This window comes from Jiella endophytica (assembly GCF_004519335.1).
Taxonomy (GTDB): Bacteria; Pseudomonadota; Alphaproteobacteria; order Rhizobiales; family Rhizobiaceae; genus Jiella; species Jiella endophytica.
Genome location: NZ_SOZD01000003.1, coordinates 506,781 through 526,312, shown reverse-complemented (window position 1 = coordinate 526,312; position 19,532 = coordinate 506,781). Strand labels below are relative to the sequence as shown.

Below are 19,532 nucleotides of genomic sequence, written 5' to 3'. Positions count from 1 at the left end.
CGGCTCAGTCCGCCCCCGCGCTCTGCAGGCCGGAGAACAGCCAGGCCTTGCCGGAGGCGAAGTCGAAGTCGGGATTCTCCCAGGCGATCATCTTGCCGGGGTTGAGGATGCCCTTCGGATCGGCCTCGCGCTTGAAGGCGAGCTGGCCGGGATCGGAGCGCTTCATGCCGCCTTCCTCCAGCGTGTAGCGGTGCGGATTGAAGACGAGACAGCCATTGTCCTCGTGGATCCGGATGATCTCCTCCAGCCGCTCCTCGGTGGAGAAGCGCACGATCGGCAGGCCGGAAAAGACCACCCGCCCGTCGAAGCGGATCATCTCGTTGTGCATCGGCATCTCGTCGCCGAGGAGCGCGATGATCTTCTTGAGAGTCTCCAGATCGGGATATTGCGTCTGCAGATAGGTGATCGACGGATCGACCTTGAGGCCGCGCAGCGTCGTGTGGTTCCAGGCGAGCTCGTAGGCCGGCGGCAGGCGCTTCAAGTCCTCTTCGCTCGCCGCGTCAGAACGGTAGAGCATCTCGCCCTTCTCGTGGGCGAGGAAGATCGACAGCGCGGCCATCGCCTGCGGCGCGGCCATCATCACGACGACCGACTGATCCTTGCGGATGAACTTCTGGTGCCGGACGAAATAGTCGTGGGGAACGGGCGCCGCGATCGGCGCGATCTCCTTCAGCAGCATCCCGTCCTGCAGGGCGACGTTGCGGGCAAAGCGCACGGCGTCTTCGATCGTGTCGAAGCCGGCAAGGACGTCGACCCAGTCGTAGCCGGCCGTCAGCGGCACTTCCGCCTCGACGATGATGCCGTTGGTGCCGTAGGCGTGGGCGACCTTCAGAATGTCGGTGCCCTCGATGTCGAGGATGCGCGGGCTCGCCTCGCAGGTCACCACCTTCAGCGAGATGATGTTGCCGAAGTTGCGAAGGCCGCCCCAGCGGATCGATCCGACGCCGCCCGAGCCGCCGGCGACGAAGCCGCCGATCGTCGCGGTGCGATAGGTCGAGGGGTGGAAGCGCATCTCGGCGCCATGGGCCGCCCGTGTCTCCTCGTCGATCCTGGCAAGGATGGCGCCGGCCTCGGCGCGCACCGTCATCGGGCTCGACGCGACGACTTTGGTCAGACCGGCGAGGTTGAGGACGGCGCCGCCGGAGAGCGGCATCGCCTGGCCGTAATTGCCGGTCCCGGCACCGCGCGGCGTCACCGGCACGCCGTGGCGATGGGCGCTGGCGAGGGTCGTCACCACGTCGTCGATGGTCCGCGGAGTGACCACGAGGTCGGCGGTCACATGATCGAGCTGGCGCTTCAGGACCGGCGAATACCAGTAGAAGTCCCGGCTCTTCTGCAGGACGAGCTTGGGATTGTCCTCGACCGGAATGTCGCCGAGATCACGGCGGAAGGCGTCGATGTCCAAGGGGGCTGTCCTCGTCATGGCTGGGGCGCGCCCATCAGGTTGTCGAGCTCGCGATAGTCGGGGAGGGTCCGGTCGATCGGCCGGCCGGCGCGCAGCACGATGCGGTCGGATTGCGGCCGCGCCATCAGCTCGGTCCAGCTGCGGGCGCGAAAGAGGATGCAGTCCGCCGGCGCGCCGACGGCGATCTCGCCGCGCCAGGAAAACTCGCCGACCTCAGAGGGCGTCGACGTCACCGCCCGGGCCCAGGAGAACGCCTCGTCGGCGGGATGGTCGAGATGGGCGATCCGCGCCGCTTCCCGCAGCACCTCGAGCCCGTCGAGGTCGCCATAGGCGTAGAACGGATCGCGGGTGTTGTCCGAGGCGAGGCTGACCGCGACGCCGGCCGCGCGCAGCTCGTTGACGAGGGTGACGCCCCGCCAGCGCGGCGTGCGCGGGCCGTTCTCGCCGTGCCGGTCCTGGAGGTAGAGGTTGCACATCGGCAGCGAGACGATGGCGATGCCGGCCTCGGCGACACGCTCGATGGTTTCCCTCGCGAAGGTCTCGTCGTGGACGGCGAGCGAGCAGCAGTGCCCGGCGACCACCTTGCCGGAGAAGCCGGTCTCAATGACGGTCTCGGCGAGGATCGCCAGCGAGCGCGAGGCGGTCTCCTCGCTCTCGTCGATATGAAGGTCGAGATCGAGCCCGTGGCGCCCGGCGGCCTCGACCGCCGCTGCGATCGCTTCCCTGGCCCTGTCGAAGACCGAGATCGCGCCGCCGAGCCTGCCGCCGGCGGCCCTGGCGGTCGAAGCGACCCGCTCGAGCAGGCCCGGGTCGAGAAGGTGGTCGGGGCCGAGGAGGGCGACGCCCTGCAACTCGATCCGGCCGGCCCAGCGCTCGCGCATCGCTCCAAGGACCGGCCAGGAGATCTCGTGCTGGGGCGGGGCGGAATCGATGTGGGTGCGGATCGCCGCCGTGCCGTGGGCATAGGCGCAGCGCAAGGCGAAATCCATCCGCCGCTCGACGTCGGCAGCGCTCCAGCTTGCCTCGCGGTCGGCCATCACTGCGTTGAGGGCGCTCATGAAGCTGCCGTCGGGATTGGGTTTGCGCGGCCAGATATGACCCTTGTCGAGATGGGTGTGGAGGTCGATGAAGGCGGGAAAGACGAGGCCGCCGTCGCAATCGTGGAGGGCAGCGCCCGGCCGCTCGGGGAGGGTGCCGGCCGGGGCGATCGCGGCGATGCGCCCGTCCGAAATGTCGATGTCGACCAGGTTGAGGCCGGTGCCGCCTGCCGGCGTCAAAGCCTGCGGCAGGGTGGCACTCCGCAGCCGGCGTTCGCCCCCCGCTGCTTCCTCGATGATGCTCATGGCTCAGTTCTCCCGTTTCAGCGCGCTCTCGTGCCAGCGGCGGAGCGAAAGCCAGGAGATCAGCGAGGTCAGGCCGAAGATCGCGACGCCGGTCACCGACAACAGGATCAGCGCGGCGAAGAGGCGCGGGATGTTGAGGCGGTACTGGGATTCGAGCAGGCGGAAGGCGAGGCCGGAACCGGCGCCCGCCGAGCCGGCGGCAAATTCGGCGACCACCGCGGCGATGAGCGCGAGACCGCCGCCGATCTTCAGCCCCGCCATGAAATAGGGTAGCGCGGCCGGCAGCTTCAAAAGCCACAGCGTCTGCATCCGCGAAGCACCGTACAGGTCGAAGAGGTTGAGGAGGTTGTGGTCGACGCTCTTCAGGCCCTGGACCATGTTCGACAGGATCGGGAAGAAGGCGACGATGAAGGCGCAGATCAAGAGCGCCGTCTGGGTCGAGGAGACGTAGACGAGGAGCAGCGGCGCGATGGCGACGATCGGCGTCACCTGCATGATCACCGCATAGGGATAGAGGGCAAGCTCGATCCAGCGCGACTGGACCAGCAGCACCGCGAGCGCGACGCCGCCGGCGAGCGCCAGGATCAGCGCGGTGAAGGTGATCTTCAGGGTGACGAGCAGCGCCGGATAGAGCGTGCCCCAGTCGGTCCAGAGCGCTGTGGCGACGGCGACCGGGCTCGGCAGGATGTAGGCCGGCACCTCGGCGAAAACGACATAGAGCTGCCAGGCGAGAACGGTCAAAAGCAGGACAAAGGTCGGAACGGCGATCCGCAGCACCAGGTCCGCCCTGGCGCTGATCTCGCGGGGCTCCTGCCTGCCGCGAACGGCGAGTTCCTTCGCTTCGTCTTCAGCGGGAGCGGCGACGGCGCTGGTGGCGGGAAGATCGCTCATGCGGCTTCTCCCGTCTGGTGGATCGCATGCTGGAGGGCGTCCGACACCTTGCGGCTCAGCGCCGCGTAGTCCTCGCTCGAGCGGAAGCCCTCGTCGCGGGGCCAGGGACTGTCGATCGGCATGTCGGTGACGACGCGGCCCGGCCGCGAGCCCATGACGATGATGCGGCTCGACAGATAGGCGGCCTCGTAGACGGAATGGGTGACGAAGACGACGGTGAGGCCGGCCTCGTGCCAGAGCCTCAGGACGTCGTCATTGAGCTTCTGGCGGGTGATCTCGTCGAGGGCGCCGAAGGGCTCGTCCATCAACAGGATGGCAGGTTCGGTGACGAGGGCGCGGGCGATCGAGACGCGCATCTTCATGCCGCCCGAGAGTTCGCGCGGATAGGCTTTGGCGAAGTCCCCGAGCCCGACGGTTTCCAGTGCCGCCATGATGCGCTCGCGGGAGGCAGACTTCGACTGGCCCTTCAGCCGGAGCGGCAGGTAGACATTGCCAAACACCGTGCGCCAGGGCATCAGCGTCGGCTCCTGGAAGACGAAGCCGATGCTGGAGGCCGGCTTGCCGCGGCTGTCGATCCGCGAGGTCGGCCAGTCGATCGTGCCGGTGGTCGCCTCGCCGAGGCTGGCAATGATGCGCAGCGCCGTCGACTTGCCGCAGCCCGACGGGCCGAGCAGGCTGACGAACTCCCCCGGCATGATGTCGAGCGTCATGTCCGACAGGGCCAGCGTTCCGTTGGAGAAGCGCTTGGAGACGTTGCGGGCCGAGACCACGGGCCGTTGGCGCGTGCTGGCGGCCGGCCTTTCGGCGACGGCGGCGCTGGACATGGCGGGTTCCGGTTGGTTCAGCGGGCGGGGCGAGCAAGCGCCGGCGTCATTTGCCGGCGGCCTTCATGCCGACGCCCTTGCAGACGAAGTCGAGGGTGTAGGCGCTCTTGTAGTCGAGCGAGGCGTCGACCACGTCGATCGCCACCATCTTGTCGAAGAAGTCCTTGTAGCGCTCGTCGGTCATGCAGCCGATGCCCTTCTCCTCGGCGGCGCCGGAGACGACGATGCCGGTCTCCTTCATCTTCGCCAGCGAGAAGGCGAGCTGCTCGTCGGTCATTTCCGGATTGTCTTTCTTGATCAATTCGTTGGCGGCCGAATTGTCGCCGTTCAGATAGTTGTACCAGCCGATGATCGTGGCATCGACGAACTTCTGGACCACCTCGGGCTTCTCCTCGACCATCGAGCGCTGGGTCTCGATCGTCGTCGAATAGGGATCGAAGCCCTGGTCGGCGAGGAGGAAGGTCTTCGGCGCCCAGCCGGCCTGTTTCTCGACCTCGTAGGGTTCGGAGGTGATGTAGCCCTGCTGGGCCGACTTCGGGTCGGCGATGAAGGGGGCGGGATTGAACTGGTACGGCTTGAACTGGGCGTCGGAGAAGCCCTCGTAATTCGCCTTCATCCAGGAAAAGTAGGTGATGAAGCCCTCCTTCCCCATGAAGATCGTCGGCAGCTTGGCGAGGTCGGCGAAATCGTCGATGCCCTGGTCCGGATGGGCCATCAGCATCTGCGGATCCTTCTGGAAGATCGCCGCGACGGTGATCAGCGGAACGCCCTGCTTGACCGCGTCGAAGGAGCCGAGGGTGCCGCCCATGTAGAAGTCGATCTGCCCGGCGATCAGGAGGTTGCGGTTGGCCGCCTGCGGGCCGCCCTGGCGGATCGTCACGTCGAGCCCGTATTTCTTGTAGGTGCCGTCGGCGAGCGCCTGGTAGTAGCCTCCGTGCTCGGCCTGGGCGAGCCAGTTGGTGCCGAAGGAGACGGCGACCGGCTCGCTGTCATCGGCCATGGCAGCCCCGGCGGAGCCGAGAAGCAGGGCGAAGGCGATCGCCGTCAGGGTAGGGGAAGTCGGCATCATGTCGTCAATCCTTCGCAGAGGTCGGCGACGCGTCGGCGCGCGTTTCGACGAGGGGTGGGAACGATCTCGCATCCGCAAAAAGTCTATTTTTGAGGCACGCCCAGTTGCAAGGCATTTAATTGCGGCGGCAACATTTATTTCCGTGATCACAGCGGCTAAGGCTCGGTCGAGCCAATCCGGGAGAGCGGGATGAAGACCCTTCGCGCCGAGACCATCCATCCGCCGTTTGCGGCCTATTCCCACGGCATCGAAGTGCCGCCCGGGGCGCGAACCGTCTTTCTCTCCGGCCAGCTCGGCATCGATGCCGACGGCACGATCCCCGAAGGCTGCGGCGCTCAGGCGGAGCGCTGTTTCGCCAATGTCGCGGCGATCCTCGCCGATGCCGGCATGACGCTCGCAAACGTCGTGCGGATCAACGCCTATGTGACCGGGCGCGAGCATCTGAAGCCATACATGGCGGTGCGCGACCGGCTGTTTCCGGCGCCCTATCCGGCCTCGACGCTGATGATCGTCACAGGCTTTGCCAGGGAAGAATTCGTGGTCGAGATCGAGGTAGTCGCCGCCGCGTGACGGACGCTTCGGATGCGCAAGAGGAGAGACGCAATGAGCCAAGCCCGGCGACCTGTCTGGTGGTCCGACTTTCCGACCACCGCCTTCGAAAATCTCGACCCGATGGCGACGATCGCCGTCCTGCCGATCGCCGCGGTCGAGCAGCACGGGCCGCATCTTCCCGTCGGCACCGACACCGTGATCAATCACGGCATGCTGCACACGGTGATCGAGAGGCTGCCGGGCGATCTCGACCTGCGCATCCTGCCGATCCAGGCGGTCGGCAAGTCGAACGAGCATCTCCATGCGCCCGGCACGCTGACGCTGCCGCCGGCGCTTCTGATCGAGGCCTGGAGCGAACTCGGCCTCTCCGTCGCCCGGGCCGGAATCCGCAAGCTGGTGATGGTCAACTCCCATGGCGGCAACGAGGAGATCATGGGCATCGTCGCCCGCGAGCTCCGCGTCCGCGCCAAGATGCTGGTGGTGAAGACGTCCTGGTCGCGCTTCGGCTCGCCCGAGGGAATGATCGACGACCTGGAGAAACGCCACGGCATCCATGGCGGCGACGCCGAGACCTCGCTGATGCTGCATTTCCGGCCGGAGGCGGTCGACATGGCGAAGGCGGAGAATTTCGTCTCCACCGCCACCGATTTCGAACGGGACTTCGAGCTTCTGCGCCCGACCGGCACCCACGCCTATGCCTGGATCGCCAGCGACCTCAACGGCAAGGGCACCGTCGGCGACGCGTCCGCCGCGACCGCCGAAAAGGGCAGGGCGATCGCCGACCATCAGGCGGCGGGCTTCGTGCGTCTGCTCGATGACGTCAGGCAAGCGCGTCTGTTCTGCTGAAAGCGCGTGACGGCTGCCGGGCGCGACGAGGCGCCCGGCCATGCGGGGCACCGCGGGTCACTTGGCGAAGTTCGCCGCGATCCGCTGCTGCAGGTAGTCGTGGGCGGTGATCGGCTGGTATTTCTTCTCCGGCCCCTGGATCATCGCGCCCTTGTTCGCCTGGCAGAAGAACGGCAGCGAATAGCGGGGCCCGAGATACTCGTCCTCTCGCGGCATCCGCACCCGGTGCAGCGTCGACTGCAGCCTGTCGTCGCTCCAGCGCATCAGCATGTCGCCGATATTGCAGGTGACGACGCCGGGCTTCGGCTCGACATCGGTCCATGCGAGTTCGCCGCTTGCCTCGCGCCCCGGGCAGAGCTGCAGCCCGCCCTGACCGACCTTCTGGTGAAGCAGCGTCAGGCAGTCGAAGTCGGTGTGGGCGCCGGCGCGCCAGCCGGTGAAGTCCTCGGGCTTGGCGCCGACCATGGGGAGATAGTGGATCAGCCGCAGCGTCGACTGATAGTCCGGCTGCAGCGGGTCGTGGGCGTCGGTGAAGAAGTCGGCGGGAAAGCCGAGCTTCATGGCAAAACAGGACAGGACCTTCATGCCGAGCGCCCAGTTGGCGCGCTCGAAGGCCAGCATCACCACCTTGAAGCCGGAAAGCTCCTCGCCGGTCGGCCAGAGCTTTTCCATGCGGGGCAGGGTGATCTGGTAGCTCTCCTTGTTGTCGGCGGTGCCGGTCGAGGGGCGCACCTGGCTCTTGTATTCCCAGCCGGCATTGGTGCCCTTCAGAAGCGGATATTGCGCCTTGGTCGCTTCCTTGAGGTCGAAGAAGCGCTCGGCCATGGCGAAGGCCTCGTCGATCTGCGCCTGCGGGATGCCGTGATTGACGAGCTGGAAGAAGCCGATCTCGGTGGAGGCGTCCCAGAGCTGATCGGCGATCTCGGCCTTGCGGGCGGCAAAGTCGCTCATGTCGATCTGCGGGACGTTGCGGGCCTTGGTGGTGCCCATGCCGCCGAAGCCGCGCTCCTTTTCGAGCTCGGCGAGGCCATAGGGCGTGGTGGGCGTTGCGGTTGCCGTCATTTTCAGTTCTCCGTTTCGATCAAAGGCGGCCGTCGCCGCGTTCCGAAGGAGCAATGACCGGCGCCGACGATCGAGCGCTGACTGCTTCTACTCCCGGGGTCCGATGCATCCTGTCGGGCTGGCGACCCTCAAGCGGCCAGGGCGCCTCCCTTCTTTGCGCGCTGCTTGATGCGCGCGACGACGCGGGTCGCCGCCGCGCCGAGTTCGCCGAGGTCGAGGCCGGGGATGCGGCCGTCCACGACGATCTCCTTGCCGGCGACGAAACTTGCGCGGATTTGTGCCTGACCGCCCGAGATGACGGGCCCCAGAACCGCGTCGTGCTGGCCGAGGTAGCGGGGGTTGGACATATCGAAGAGGGCAAGGTCTGCCTGCTTGCCGACCGCGATCGTGCCGATGGCCGGAAGGCCGAGAACCTGGGCGCCGCCTGCCGTCGCCCAGCGCATGATCTCTTCGGTGCGCACCGCCTTCGCGCCCTTCGCGGCCCGGTGCAGCGAAAAGGCCGCAAAGAGCGCGCTCGCCATATCCGCCGCCTCGTTGGCTGCCGCGCCGTCGACCGCCAGCGACACCGCGCCGCCGCGTGCCGCAAGCTCCGGCGCAGGCGCGATCCCCGAGCCGAGCCGAGCGTTCGCCTGCGGGCAATGGGCCATGCCGGTGCCGGTCTCGGCGAGAAGGGCGATCTCGCGCTCGGACAGGTCGACGAGATGGGCGAACCAGACGTCGTCGCCGAGCCATTCGTGGCCGGCCAGCCACTCCACCGGTCGGGCGCCATATTCGGCAAGGGTGAAGGCGGCGTAGCCGGTATCCTCCGACAGATGCGAATGCAGCCTGATGCCGAGAGAACGGGCAAAGCGCGCCGCCTCGACCAGTTCGTGGGGGTGCAGCGAATAGGTCGGCGTCGTCGGCGCGAAGACGACGCGGCGCATGGCACCCGGCGCCGGATCGTGGAAGCGCGCGACGTCGCGCTCGACGGCGGCCGTCATCGCCGAAAAGCTCTCGGTCGGCAGCGGCACCATGTCGGTCCCGTCGAAACGCCTGGCCTTGGTGGCGCCGCCGCGCAGCAGCGCGAAACGGATGCCCAGCCTCTCGGCTTCCTCGAAAAGGACGGCGCTCGGATCGTAGTCGAAGCGGTCGGAGTAGAAATAGTGATGATCGGCGACGGTGGTCGCGCCGGAGAGCATCAGCTCGGCGAGGCCGATGCGGGCCGCGACCCGCAGCGCCTCATCGTCGATGAGATGCCAGTAGGAGTACGGCACCAGCCGCAGCCAGGGCGCCAGCGGCTCGTTCATGCCGGCGGGCACGGCCTTGAGCACGCTCTGGAAGAGATGGTGGTGGGTGTTGACGAGGCCGGGCGTGACGACGCAGCCGGAGGCGTCGACGATCCGCTCGCCGGGGCGGGCGGCCAGATCGCCGAGTTCGGTGATGGTGCCGGCCTCGACGCGGATGTCGCCGGCAGCGCGCGCCGCCTCGCCGGGAAGACCGGTGAGGATGCCGACGGCGCCGGTGACGAGGAAGCTCGTCATCGGCCCTTCTCCGACAGGCTCCAGGGGAAGAACAGCCTCTGCGCCAGATTGACGAGCTGGAACAGCGCCAGCGACATCAGGACGAGGACGACGAGGCCCGACCAGGCCTGCTGGATCTGGAACATCGAGGTCGAGAACTGGATGAAGTAGCCGACGCCCTTTTCCGCCGCGACGAACTCGGCCACCACGGCGCCGATGACCGCGAGGGTGACCGAGATCTTCAGCGCCGAGAAGATGAAGGGCACCGCATAGGGCAAGCGGATCTGGGTGATCTCGCGGATCGCCGGCGCGCGCAGCGAGCGCGACAGTTCGATGAGTTCCGGCGGCGTCGCCATCAGGCCGGTGGTGGTGGAGACGACGAGCGGGAAGAAGGTGATCAGGCAGGTGATGGCGACCCGCGGCGCGTCGCCGGCGCCCATCACGACGATGATGATGGGCGCGACCGCGACGATCGGCGTCGACTGGATGACGACGAGGATCGGATAGAGCGCCCGCGACAGGGTCTCGGAGCGCGCCAGCAAGACGGCGATCGGGATCGCGATGGCGATCGACAGAGCGAAACCCATCAGCGCGACGCTGAGGGTCGCCCAGATATGTTCGATCCAGCGTCCGAGGCTGACGGCACCGAACCCCTCGACGATGCGGCTCGGCGCCGGCAGCACGAAGGAGGGTATGGCGAAGACCCGGCAGGCGATCTCCCAGACGAGGAGGATCGCCACGAAGGTCGCGACCGGAACGAGGCCGGGCGCGGCGAGGGCGCGGGCCGCTAAGCCCGGCCCCGGTTGCCTTGCCGCCGGCCTAGGCCGCGCGCTGGACGAGGAGGCTGCGGAGATGTCCTGAGAGCTCATGGATCTTTCCGGCGTTTTGAAATCCCGTCTCGCCGGCGCGCGGCCGGGAGAGGGGAACGATCAGGTCCTCGATCACCCGGCCCGGGCGCGGGCTCATGACGACGATGCGGTCGGCGAGGAGCAGCGCCTCGGAGATCGAATGGGTGATGAAGACGACGGTCTTCGGCTGGGCCTCCCAGACCCGGACGAGCTCGAAGCCCATCTCCTCGCGGGTCAGCGCGTCGAGGGCCGAGAACGGCTCGTCCATCAACAGGATGTCCGGCTCCATGAAGAGCGCCCGGGCGATGCCGACGCGCTGCTGCATGCCGCCGGAAAGCTCTGCCGGCAGCCGCTCTTCGAAGCCGCCGAGACCGACCGTGGTCAGCAGTGCGCGGGCCCGTTCCCAGTCGGCGGCGTCGACCCGTCCGGTCTTGTGGCGGAGCGGGAAGACGACGTTGTCCTCGGCGCTCGCCCAGGGCAGCAGCGTCGGCTTCTGGAAGACGATGCCGACGTCGTCGCGCGGCTCGGCGACCTTGAGGCCGAAGACGCGGACCTCGCCCGATGTCGGCTGCAGCAGCCCGGCGATCATCCGCAAGAGGGTCGACTTGCCGCAGCCCGACGGCCCGAGCACGGCGACGAACTGGTGCCGCGCCACGGTGAAATCCACATGGTCGAGCGCGTGGGTGCGGCCCGACCGGGTGTGGAACACCTGGCCAAGGCCGTCGAAGACGATCGCCGGGTCGCCCGGCCGATCGTTGGCCGGGGTCACTGGGTGGCGCCTGGAACGAAGGCGCGATCGACCACCGTCTCGGGATCGAGGACGTCCTTGTCGAGCTGCTGGGCGGCGGAAACCCGCTCCCAGGTGGCGGCGAGACGCTTCGGCTCGAAGACGCCGAGCCCGTCCTTCTCGGTGACGTCGTTGTCGACGAGGACGAGCGTGTCCTTGAGCGAGCCGAGGACGTTCTCGGCGGTGAGCTCCGGCACGATGTGGGAGACCGACTCGGCGGCTTCCTGCGGATTGGCGATGCAGAACTCGACGGATTTCCTGAAGGCGGCGATGAAGCGTCTGGCGACGTCCGGGCGGTCCTTCAGGAAGCCCTCATTGGCGATCAGCGATGCCGAATAGAGCTCGAGCCCGGCCGCCGACCAGGGAAACACCTTGATCGTCTTGCCGGCATTCTTCGCTTGGCCGGTATAGCGGGAGACGTCGGTCATCCAGGCGATGATGACGTCGCTGGCGCCGGTCATCAGCATCGGGCCGAGGGCGCCGGGATCGGCCTTGGTGAGGGTGATGTCGTCCTCGGTGAGGCCGACATCCTTGAGGACCAGCGGCAGGAAGACGTTGGAGGAGGTGAAGGGCGAGGTCGCGACCGTCTTGCCCTTGACGTCGGTGATGGTTTCGACGCCGCTGCCCTCCAGCGTGTAGAAGGCGTGCGGGCCCTTGTTGAAGATCGACATGACGGCGATGACCGGCACGCTCTCGTTGACGCGGGCGGCCATCAGCGCGCCGATGTCGGCGGAGCCGATATCCGACGCACCGGTGGCGATCTTGGTGATCGCCTCGGAGGAGCCGCGGCCCGGGACGATCGAGACGTCGAGCCCGGCATCGGCGCAGAACCCCTTGTCGACGCAGACATAGATCGGCGCCTTGTCGCCGCCGGGCAGCCAGTCGAGCTGGTAGGCGACCTTGTCGGCGGCGCTGGCGCTGCCGGCGGCAAGAAGCGCGCAGCCGGCGAAAAGACCGCCGATGAGACGCGGGAGAAGATCGTTTCGTGCCATGCCCTTCAGCTCCGTTTGGGCGGGCCGGAGCGGCGCGCCTTGTGGCATCAGAGTGGGCGTTGTCCGTGGATCGCGGCAAAAGCGGATCAGCGGGCCACGGACCGGTGTCGGTACGCCCAACTGAGCAATGTCCCGGCGGAAACCGCCTGACCGCTTCTACTCGGCGGTGACGATGCAAAGGCCGTGCCAGCCGCATCGGGGGCGGCTCCGTCGGCCTCTCGGGGCGCCGCTTGCGGGGCGCGATTGCTAAATGCTCAATGATGAAGCAGCAGCGCGCAAATCTTCATCGCGTCGGGCCATTGCGGCCGGGGTAAGCCGCCTGCACCCTGCGGAAAAGGGAATCGGAGCGCGAAAGGGCGATCGATCACATGGCCGGAAAATCCGACGTCGAATGGGTCCGCGAGACCATCGCGCTCGCCTGGAAGAGCCGCGAGCGGGGCGATCATCCCTTTGCCGCGATCCTTCTCGGGCCCAACGGCGAGAAGCTGATGGAGGCGATGAACACCGGCGGCACCAGGGGCGACAGGACCGGCCATGCCGAGCGCAACCTGATGACCGACGCCTCGCTGGCCTATGACGCGGCGTTCCTGTCGCGCTGCACGATGGTCGCCAATGCCGAGCCCTGCGCGATGTGCGCCGGCTCCGCCTATTGGGCGGGGCTCGGGCGGGTCGTCTACGGCCTCGGCGAAAAGGGCCTGAAGGAACTGATTGGCCCGAATCCGGAAAACCTCACGATGGACCTTCCCTGCCGAACGGTGTTCGCCGCCGGCCAGCGGCAGGTCGAGGTCGTGGGCCCTCTGATCGAGGCGGAATCGGCCGAGGTCCACCGGGACTTCTGGTGAGCCTTTGTTACGCGCCGCGCGGTCCCCAGATGATGACGGCGGCGCCGGCAAGGCAGATCGCCGCGCCGCAAAGGTCCCAGCGGTCGGGCCGGCTGCCCTCGATCAGCCAGAGCCAGCCGAGCGAGGCGGCGATATAGACGCCCCCATAGGCGGCATAGGCGCGGCCCGCCTGGTCCGCCTCGACGAGTGTCAGGAGATAGGCGAACAGGCAGAGCGAGGCCGCGGCCGGGACCAGCCACAAAGCTGTCCGGCCGAGCCGCAGCCACGCCCAGAAGCCGAAACATCCGGCGATCTCGGCGATGGCCGCCCCGAAATAGGCGAGGATGGTCATCTGCGTGGTCTGCCATCCGGTGGCGGAGGCGACAACGGAATTTGTTGGCAAAACCCTGCCGTCATTCGGGAAGGAGAGTGCGCGTCAAAGATTCCAGCTTGTGCATGAGGTGTTCGCGCATCAACTCGCCGAGCCGCTTGCCGTCGCGTGCCTCGAGCGCCGCCTGGATCGCCTCGTGCTCCAGCGTCGCGGCATGCCAGCGGTCGCCTGAGAGATTGGCCTGGTAGCGCGCCCGGAAGACACGGCTCGCCAGCGCCGCATGGTGACGCATGATGGTCGGATTGCCGGCGGCCTTCAGGATGCCGGCATGGATCTGCTGGTTGATGTCGAAATAGGTCGGCCGGTCGCCGGATTCATAGGCCGCCCGCATCGCGACGCAGCGCTCGCCGAGCGCCGCGATCGCCGCGTCGCTCGCATGGCCCGCGGCGAGCTCGCCGGCCGCGCCTTCCAGCGCAGCGATGACGGGGAAGAGCTCGCGCAGCTCGTCGGCCGTCTGAGGCGCGACGATGGCGCCGCGGTTCTGCACGAGTTCGACGAGGCCTTCATGGGCAAGGATCTTCACCGCTTCGCGGATCGGCGTGCGGGAGACGCCGAAATGCTCGGTCAGGGCCTTTTCCGGCACCTTTTCGCCGGGCTTCAGCTCCCCCTCCATGATCATCCGCCGCATCCGGTCGGTGATCTCCACCGACAGCGCCGGGCGAACCAGGGGTTTTTCGAGATCGAGTAGGCTCATCGCTGTGTCTGCCATTTGACGTTCAATCCGCGCGGTTCGGGGGCGGCCGGCGAGCGGCGGCAGACCCGTGGGCTGCCCCGCGAAAAGTCTTAGCCTCAACCATCGCCGGACGCCAAAGCGCCGGCGAGCACCTCGGCGACATGCACCGCCTGGCGATCTGCGCCGTCGTGGATCTGGTGGCGGCAGGAGGTGCCGTCCGCGACGATCAGCGCATCTTCGGGCGCGGCGCGCACCGCCGGCAACAGCGAGGCCTCGCCCATCGCCAGCGACACGTCGATCGTCTCGGCGTCGTAGCCGAAGGCGCCGGCCATGCCGCAGCACGAGCTTTCGATCGTGACGAGGTCGATGTCCGGGATCAGCCGCAGCGCTGCCTCGACGGCCGGCATGGCGCCGAAGGCCTTCTGGTGGCAATGGCCGTGAAGATAGGCTTTGCGGCCGAGCGGCGCCAGCGGCAGCGACAGCCGCTCAGCCTTGATCTCGCGGGCGAGGAACTCCTCGAAGAGCAGCGCTGCGGATGCAATTTCCGCGGACTCCTTACCGGGGACGAGGGCGGGAAACTCGTCGCGCAGCGTCAAGAGGCAGGAGGGTTCGAGACCGACGATCAGCCGGCCGGCCCGAACATGCGGAAGCAATGCGGCGATGGTCCGCTCGGCCTCCTCTTTCGCGCGGTCGGCCATGCCGCTCGCGACATAGGTGCGGCCGCAGCAGAGCGGCCGCCTGCCGGAGAGGGGGCGGGCGGTTTCGACGGCGTATCTGGCCGCGCCCAGCACCTTGACCGCGGCCCGCAGGGTCTGCGGATCGAACCAGCGCCCGAAGGTGTCGGCGAGAAGGACGACGCCGGGCTTTTCGGCCGAGCCCTCGGCGGTGCCGTGCGCCCGAGCACCGGCCGGAACGTCGCCCTCCGCGTCGCGAAAATGATCGCGCCGGAATTTCGGCAGCGAGCGCCTGGCGGAGAAGCCGAACAGCTTTTCCGAGAGGCCGGCGAAGGTGCCGACCTTGTCGCGCAGGCCGAGGGCACCGCCGATCCGGGCGGCGAGCGGCGCCGTCAGCGGCAGGTTGGCGATCAGCCGGTCCTTGGCCGAAAAGCCGCGCTTCCTGCCGCGCTGATAGAGGACCTCGGCCTTCATCTTCGCCATGTCGACGCCGGTCGGGCATTCCCGCCGGCAGGCCTTGCAGGAGACGCAGAGTTTCAGCGTCTCGGCCATCTCGTCGGAATGGAGCGCTTCCGGCCCGAGCTGGCCGGAGATCGCCAGCCTGAGGGTGTTCGCCCGGCCGCGGGTGACGTCCCGCTCGTTACGGGTGACGCGGTAGCTCGGGCACATCACCGCGCCGGCGGATTTCCGGCAGGCGCCGTTGTTGTTGCACATCTCGACGGCGCCCTGGAAACCGCCGGCCGAACCGGTCCAGGACGACCAGTCGAAGACGGTGGCAAAGTCTTCGCCGGCATAGCCCGGCGGATAGCGCATCAGGCTGCGGTCATCCATCTTCGGCGGATCGACGATCTTGCCGGGATTGAGGAGGTTCGACGGATCGAAGGCGGTCTTCACCTCCTTGAAAGCGCCGACGATCCGGGCGCCGAACATCGCCTCGTGGAACTCCGAGCGCACGATGCCGTCGCCATGCTCGCCGGAATGCGAGCCCTTGTATTCGCGGACCATGGCGAAGGCCTCCTCGGCGATCGCCCGCATGGTCCTGACGTCGTTCTCGAGCTTGACGTTCAGGACCGGGCGCACGTGCAGGCAGCCTTCCGAGGCGTGGGCGTACCAGGTGCCGCGGGTCCCGTGCCCCTCGAAGATCGCGGTCAGCCTGTCTGTGTAGTCGGCAAGATGCTCCAGCGGCACGGCGCAGTCCTCGACGAAGGAGACCGGCTTTCCCGCCTCCTTCATCGACATCATGATGTTGAGGCCGGCGGCCCGCAGTTCGGCGATGGCGCTCTGGAGTTTTGGATCGGACACCGTCACGACGCCGCCCTCATGGGCTCCGCCTCGCGAAAAGCCGTAGCCGAGATCGCTCATCACCGCTTCGAGCCGCTCGATGCTTTCGGCGTTCTCCTCCGGCTCGTCGGCAAATTCGGTGAGGAGCAGCGCCGCCGGCCGGCCTTCGACGAAGGCCTCGAGGGTCGGCCGGAACATCGGGATGTCGCGGGCAAGGCCGATCATCGTCGAATCCACCAGTTCGACCGAGGTCGGCTTCAGCGCGACGATGTGCTGCGCCGCCTCCATCGCCGCCCGGAAGGTCGGAAAATGGCAGACGCCGAGAAGCTTCGACGCTTTCGGCAGCGGCGACAGCCTGATCTCGACGGCGGTCGAGATGCCGAGCGTTCCCTCCGAGCCGACGAGCAGATGGGCGAGATTGACCGGTGCATCGTCCTCGACGAGGGCATCGAGATTGTAGCCGCCGACCCGGCGCTGCACCTTCGGAAAGCGCGCGGCGATCTCTTCGGCTTCGCGCCGGCCGAGCGCCAGCATGGCGGTGATCAGGTCGCGCGGCGGCTCGCCCCGCGCCGCCTGCTCCAGCGTCGCGAATCGGCCCTTCGTGCCGTCGGCGAGAATCGCGTCGATGGCGATGACGTTGTCGCGCATGGTGCCGTAGCGCAGCGAGCGCGAGCCGCAGGAATTGTTGCCCGCCATGCCGCCGATCGTCGCACGCGAGGCGGTGGAGACGTCGACCGGGAACCACAGGCCGTGCGGTTTCAGGAGCCGGTTGAGATCGTCGAGGACGATGCCCGGCTCGACCAGCGCGCGCCGGCCGGCAACGTCGAGCTCGATCAGCCGGTTCATGTGCTTCGACGTGTCGACGATCAGGCCGGAATTGACCGTCTGGCCGCATTGCGAGGTGCCGCCGCCGCGCATGGTCAGGGCGATGCCTTCCTCCCGGGCGGCGTCGAGCGCCGCGGCGACGTCGTCGGCGCCCTTCGCGACGACCACGCCGGCCGGCATCATCTGGTAGATCGAGGCATCCGTGGCATAGCGGCCCCGGGAAAACCGGTCGAACAGGACCTCGCCGGCAATCTCCCGCGAAAGCCGCCGGGACAGGCCGGGGCGGATCGTTTCCGACATCAGTTCACGCCCTCCCGAGACGCAGTTTTTGTTCTAGCTGCTTGACTGAATAATGAATTCATAATCCAATTGGAGCCGAAAACCAGCGCGCCGACAAGAGCGCGAGACGACCAGCGGGCGTTCGAGAGGGGCGCTGCGCGGTGAACGGGAGACGCTCACGTGACCTATCATGCCGGCCGCCACTTCCTGCAGATCCCCGGCCCCACCAACGTGCCGGACCGCGTGCTGCGGGCCATGGACATGCCGACGATGGATCATCGCGGCCCGGAATTCCAGGCGATGGCGAAGCGCGTCCTCACCGGAATCAGGACGATCTTCCAGACCGAAAATCCGGTGATCATCTATCCGGCCTCCGGCACCGGCGCCTGGGAGGCCGCCCTCGTCAACACGCTGTCGCCGGGCGATCTCGTCCTGATGTACGAGACCGGCCACTTCGCCAGCCTGTGGAAGAAGCTTGCCGAAAAACTCGGACTGAAAACCGAGTTCATCGCCGGCGACTGGCGTCACGGTGCCGATTCCGCCGCGATCGGCGAGCGGCTGAAGAAGGATGCCGGCCACGAGATCAAGGCGGTCTGCGTCGTCCACAACGAGACCTCCACCGGCTGCGTGTCGCAGATCGGCGAGGTGCGCAAGGCGATCGACGCGGCGGGCCATCCGGCGCTCCTGATGGTCGACACCATCTCCTCGCTCGGCTCGCTCGACTACCGCCACGACGCCTGGGGCGTCGACGTCACCGTCGGCGGCTCGCAGAAGGGGCTGATGCTGCCGCCGGGGCTCTCCTTCAACGCCATTTCGAACAAGGCGATCGAAGCCTCGAAGACCGCCTCTCTGGCAAGGTCCTACTGGGCCTGGGACGAGATGCTGGCGATGAACGACAAGGGCTTCTTTCCCTTCACGCCGGCGACCAATCTCCTCTACGGCCTCGATGCCGCGATCGAAATGCTGCACGAGGAGGGCCTTGCCAACGTCTTTGCCCGCCACCAGCGGCACGGGGCGGCGACGCGGGCGGCCGTCGAGGCCTGGGGCCTCGAGGTGCTGTGCGCCGAGCCGGCCCATCACTCCGGGTCGCTGACCGCCGTGCTGATGCCCGGCGAGACGGGCGCCGACGCGCTGCGAAAGACGATCCTTGAGCGCTTCGACATGTCGCTCGGTGCCGGCCTGTCGAAGCTCGCCGACAAGATCTTCCGGATCGGCCATCTCGGCGACTTCAACGATCTCACCCTGATCGGAACGCTGGGAGGCGTCGAGATGGGGCTGGAGGCCAGCGGCGTTCCGCATCAAAAGGGTGGTGTCGACGCTGCCATGGCGGTGCTCGTCTCGGCAACCGCGAAGGAGGCGCGTCAGGCGGCCGAATAGAAGCAAGGACGGGCGGAAGAGGAGCCGCCCTTCGATCAACGAAACCTGGGAGGAAGACCATGAAACTGCGCAAACTGATGCTGGGCGCCGCGGCGCTCGCGCTTTCCGCCACGGCCGCCGAGGCCGGGCCGACCCTGAAGCTCGGCCATGTCGGCGATCCCGGCTCGCTCTACGAGGCGACCGCCAACAACTTCGCCAAATGCGTCAACGATACCGGTGTCGCCACCGTCGAGACCTATGGCTCGTCGCAGCTCGGTAGTGACGAGGAGATGCTGCAGAAGCTGAAGCTCGGGCAGATCGCGTTCTCGCTGCCGTCGTCGATCATGAGCTCGGTGTCGCCGACCTTCGGCGTCTTCGAGATGCCCTATCTGATCAAGGACCGCGACCACATGCGGCGGGTGCGCGACAAGATGCGCGGCACCTTCGTCGATGCGGCCAAGGAGAAGGGCTACCAGATCCTCGGCTTCTGGGAGAACGGCTTCCGCAACATCACCAACAATGTCCGGCCGATCAACGTCCCGGCGGATCTGAAGGGCGTCAAGCTGCGCACCCCGAAGGGCGAATGGCGCGTCAAGATGTTCCAGAGCTACGGCGCCAACCCGACGCCGATGTCCTTCTCGGAGGTCTTCACCGCGCTGAAGACCGGCGTCATCGACGGCCAGGAAAACCCGCTCGCCCAGATCTATTCCGGCAAGTTCCAGGAGGTGCAGAAGTACCTCTCGATGACCGGCCACGTCTATTCGCCGGCCTTCCTCGCCACCTCCTCGCGCAACTGGGACGGCTGGGACGACGAGGTGAAGACGGCGGTGCAGGACTGCGCCACCAAGTCGAGCGACTTCGCCTACAAGACCTCGGCCCAGATGGACGAGGATCTGGTCAGCAAGATCGAGGCCGCCGACACGGCGGTCAACGAGGCCGACAAGGACGCCTTCATCGAGGCTTCGAAGCCGATCTACAAGCAGTTCGGCGAAGAGGTCGAGGGCGGCCAGAAGCTGATCGACGACATCCAGGCGCTCGCCAAGGGCTCCTGACGCAGACGGCGTCCGGGCCGCGCCATGCTGGCGCTGCCCGGCGATCTGCGGGACTATCGCGG

At 67.4% G+C, this 19,532-nt stretch carries 18 protein-coding genes; 5 read left to right on the top strand and 13 right to left on the bottom strand.

Annotation, left to right across the window (positions count from 1 at the left end; genetic code table 11):
• Positions 1-4: 4 nt before the first annotated feature.
• Genes E3C22_RS12400 through E3C22_RS12380 form a run of 5 tightly spaced genes read right to left on the bottom strand, consistent with a single transcriptional unit; the run spans position 5 to position 5,532 of the window.
• The gene (locus E3C22_RS12400) at positions 5-1,405 is read right to left on the bottom strand and encodes an FAD-binding oxidoreductase (RefSeq protein WP_245514960.1); all 1,401 of its coding nucleotides are present in this window, start codon (positions 1,403-1,405) and stop codon (positions 5-7) included.
• 14 nt (positions 1,406-1,419) lie between these two features.
• Entirely contained in the window at positions 1,420-2,748 is a 1,329-nt protein-coding gene (locus E3C22_RS12395; protein WP_134762328.1) for a cytosine deaminase, read from the bottom strand.
• A 3-nt stretch (positions 2,749-2,751) separates the two neighbouring features.
• Positions 2,752-3,639: an ABC transporter permease gene (locus E3C22_RS12390; RefSeq protein ID WP_134762327.1), complete on the bottom strand. Its 888-nt coding sequence runs from the start codon at positions 3,637-3,639 to the stop codon at positions 2,752-2,754.
• A complete protein-coding gene (locus tag E3C22_RS12385) occupies positions 3,636-4,463 on the bottom strand; it encodes an ABC transporter ATP-binding protein (RefSeq protein ID WP_134762326.1) in 828 nt (275 codons plus the stop codon). The genes E3C22_RS12390 and E3C22_RS12385 overlap by 4 nt, the downstream gene beginning before the upstream one ends.
• A 46-nt stretch (positions 4,464-4,509) precedes the next feature.
• The gene (locus tag E3C22_RS12380; protein ID WP_425364974.1) at positions 4,510-5,532 is read right to left on the bottom strand and encodes an ABC transporter substrate-binding protein; all 1,023 of its coding nucleotides are present in this window, start codon (positions 5,530-5,532) and stop codon (positions 4,510-4,512) included.
• A gap of 189 nt (positions 5,533-5,721) precedes the next feature.
• Here E3C22_RS12380 and E3C22_RS12375 point away from each other — a divergent pair, with 189 nt between their 5' ends.
• The gene (locus E3C22_RS12375; RefSeq protein WP_134762325.1) at positions 5,722-6,102 is read left to right on the top strand and encodes a RidA family protein; all 381 of its coding nucleotides are present in this window, start codon (positions 5,722-5,724) and stop codon (positions 6,100-6,102) included.
• 33 nt (positions 6,103-6,135) lie between these two features.
• Positions 6,136-6,930, top strand: coding sequence for a creatininase family protein (locus tag E3C22_RS12370; protein WP_134762324.1), 795 nt, complete (start codon positions 6,136-6,138; stop codon positions 6,928-6,930).
• A gap of 57 nt (positions 6,931-6,987) precedes the next feature.
• Here the strand turns inward: E3C22_RS12370 and E3C22_RS12365 are convergent, their stop codons facing one another.
• The 5 genes from E3C22_RS12365 to E3C22_RS12345 all read right to left on the bottom strand — a co-directional run bounded on the left by E3C22_RS12365 (position 6,988) and on the right by E3C22_RS12345 (position 12,118).
• Positions 6,988-7,992 (bottom strand): isopenicillin N synthase family dioxygenase, encoded by a 1,005-nt coding sequence (locus tag E3C22_RS12365; protein WP_134762323.1) that lies wholly within the window; start codon positions 7,990-7,992, stop codon positions 6,988-6,990.
• A 128-nt stretch (positions 7,993-8,120) separates the two neighbouring features.
• Complete coding sequence (locus E3C22_RS12360) at positions 8,121-9,512, bottom strand: amidohydrolase family protein (RefSeq protein ID WP_134762322.1); 1,392 nt, start codon at positions 9,510-9,512, stop codon at positions 8,121-8,123.
• Positions 9,509-10,360 (bottom strand): ABC transporter permease, encoded by an 852-nt coding sequence (locus E3C22_RS12355; protein ID WP_134762321.1) that lies wholly within the window; start codon positions 10,358-10,360, stop codon positions 9,509-9,511. The genes E3C22_RS12360 and E3C22_RS12355 overlap by 4 nt, the downstream gene beginning before the upstream one ends.
• The gene (locus E3C22_RS12350; RefSeq protein WP_134762320.1) at positions 10,311-11,108 is read right to left on the bottom strand and encodes an ABC transporter ATP-binding protein; all 798 of its coding nucleotides are present in this window, start codon (positions 11,106-11,108) and stop codon (positions 10,311-10,313) included. The genes E3C22_RS12355 and E3C22_RS12350 overlap by 50 nt, the downstream gene beginning before the upstream one ends.
• Positions 11,105-12,118 carry an ABC transporter substrate-binding protein gene (locus E3C22_RS12345; protein WP_134762319.1) on the bottom strand — a complete coding sequence of 338 codons (1,014 nt, stop codon included), beginning with the start codon at positions 12,116-12,118 and terminating at the stop codon, positions 11,105-11,107. Before E3C22_RS12345 ends, E3C22_RS12350 begins: the two co-directional genes overlap by 4 nt.
• A gap of 368 nt (positions 12,119-12,486) precedes the next feature.
• Here E3C22_RS12345 and E3C22_RS12340 point away from each other — a divergent pair, with 368 nt between their 5' ends.
• Positions 12,487-12,960 carry a nucleoside deaminase gene (locus tag E3C22_RS12340; protein WP_134762318.1) on the top strand — a complete coding sequence of 158 codons (474 nt, stop codon included), beginning with the start codon at positions 12,487-12,489 and terminating at the stop codon, positions 12,958-12,960.
• Between the two features lie 7 nt (positions 12,961-12,967).
• Here the strand turns inward: E3C22_RS12340 and E3C22_RS12335 are convergent, their stop codons facing one another.
• The 3 genes from E3C22_RS12335 to E3C22_RS12325 form a co-directional block, all read right to left on the bottom strand.
• The gene (locus tag E3C22_RS12335; protein WP_134762317.1) at positions 12,968-13,291 is read right to left on the bottom strand and encodes a YnfA family protein; all 324 of its coding nucleotides are present in this window, start codon (positions 13,289-13,291) and stop codon (positions 12,968-12,970) included.
• 61 nt (positions 13,292-13,352) lie between these two features.
• Entirely contained in the window at positions 13,353-14,039 is a 687-nt protein-coding gene (locus E3C22_RS12330; RefSeq protein WP_245514958.1) for a GntR family transcriptional regulator, read from the bottom strand.
• An 80-nt stretch (positions 14,040-14,119) separates the two neighbouring features.
• A complete protein-coding gene (locus tag E3C22_RS12325) occupies positions 14,120-17,083 on the bottom strand; it encodes an FAD-binding and (Fe-S)-binding domain-containing protein (RefSeq protein WP_134762316.1) in 2,964 nt (987 codons plus the stop codon).
• Positions 17,084-17,242: 159 nt separating this feature from the next.
• Here E3C22_RS12325 and E3C22_RS12320 point away from each other — a divergent pair, with 159 nt between their 5' ends.
• Both E3C22_RS12320 and E3C22_RS12315 read left to right on the top strand, forming a co-directional pair.
• Entirely contained in the window at positions 17,243-18,439 is a 1,197-nt protein-coding gene (locus tag E3C22_RS12320) for a pyridoxal-phosphate-dependent aminotransferase family protein (RefSeq protein ID WP_134762315.1), read from the top strand.
• Positions 18,440-18,498: 59 nt separating this feature from the next.
• Positions 18,499-19,470: a TRAP transporter substrate-binding protein gene (locus tag E3C22_RS12315; protein ID WP_134762314.1), complete on the top strand. Its 972-nt coding sequence runs from the start codon at positions 18,499-18,501 to the stop codon at positions 19,468-19,470.
• Positions 19,471-19,532 lie beyond the last annotated feature (62 nt).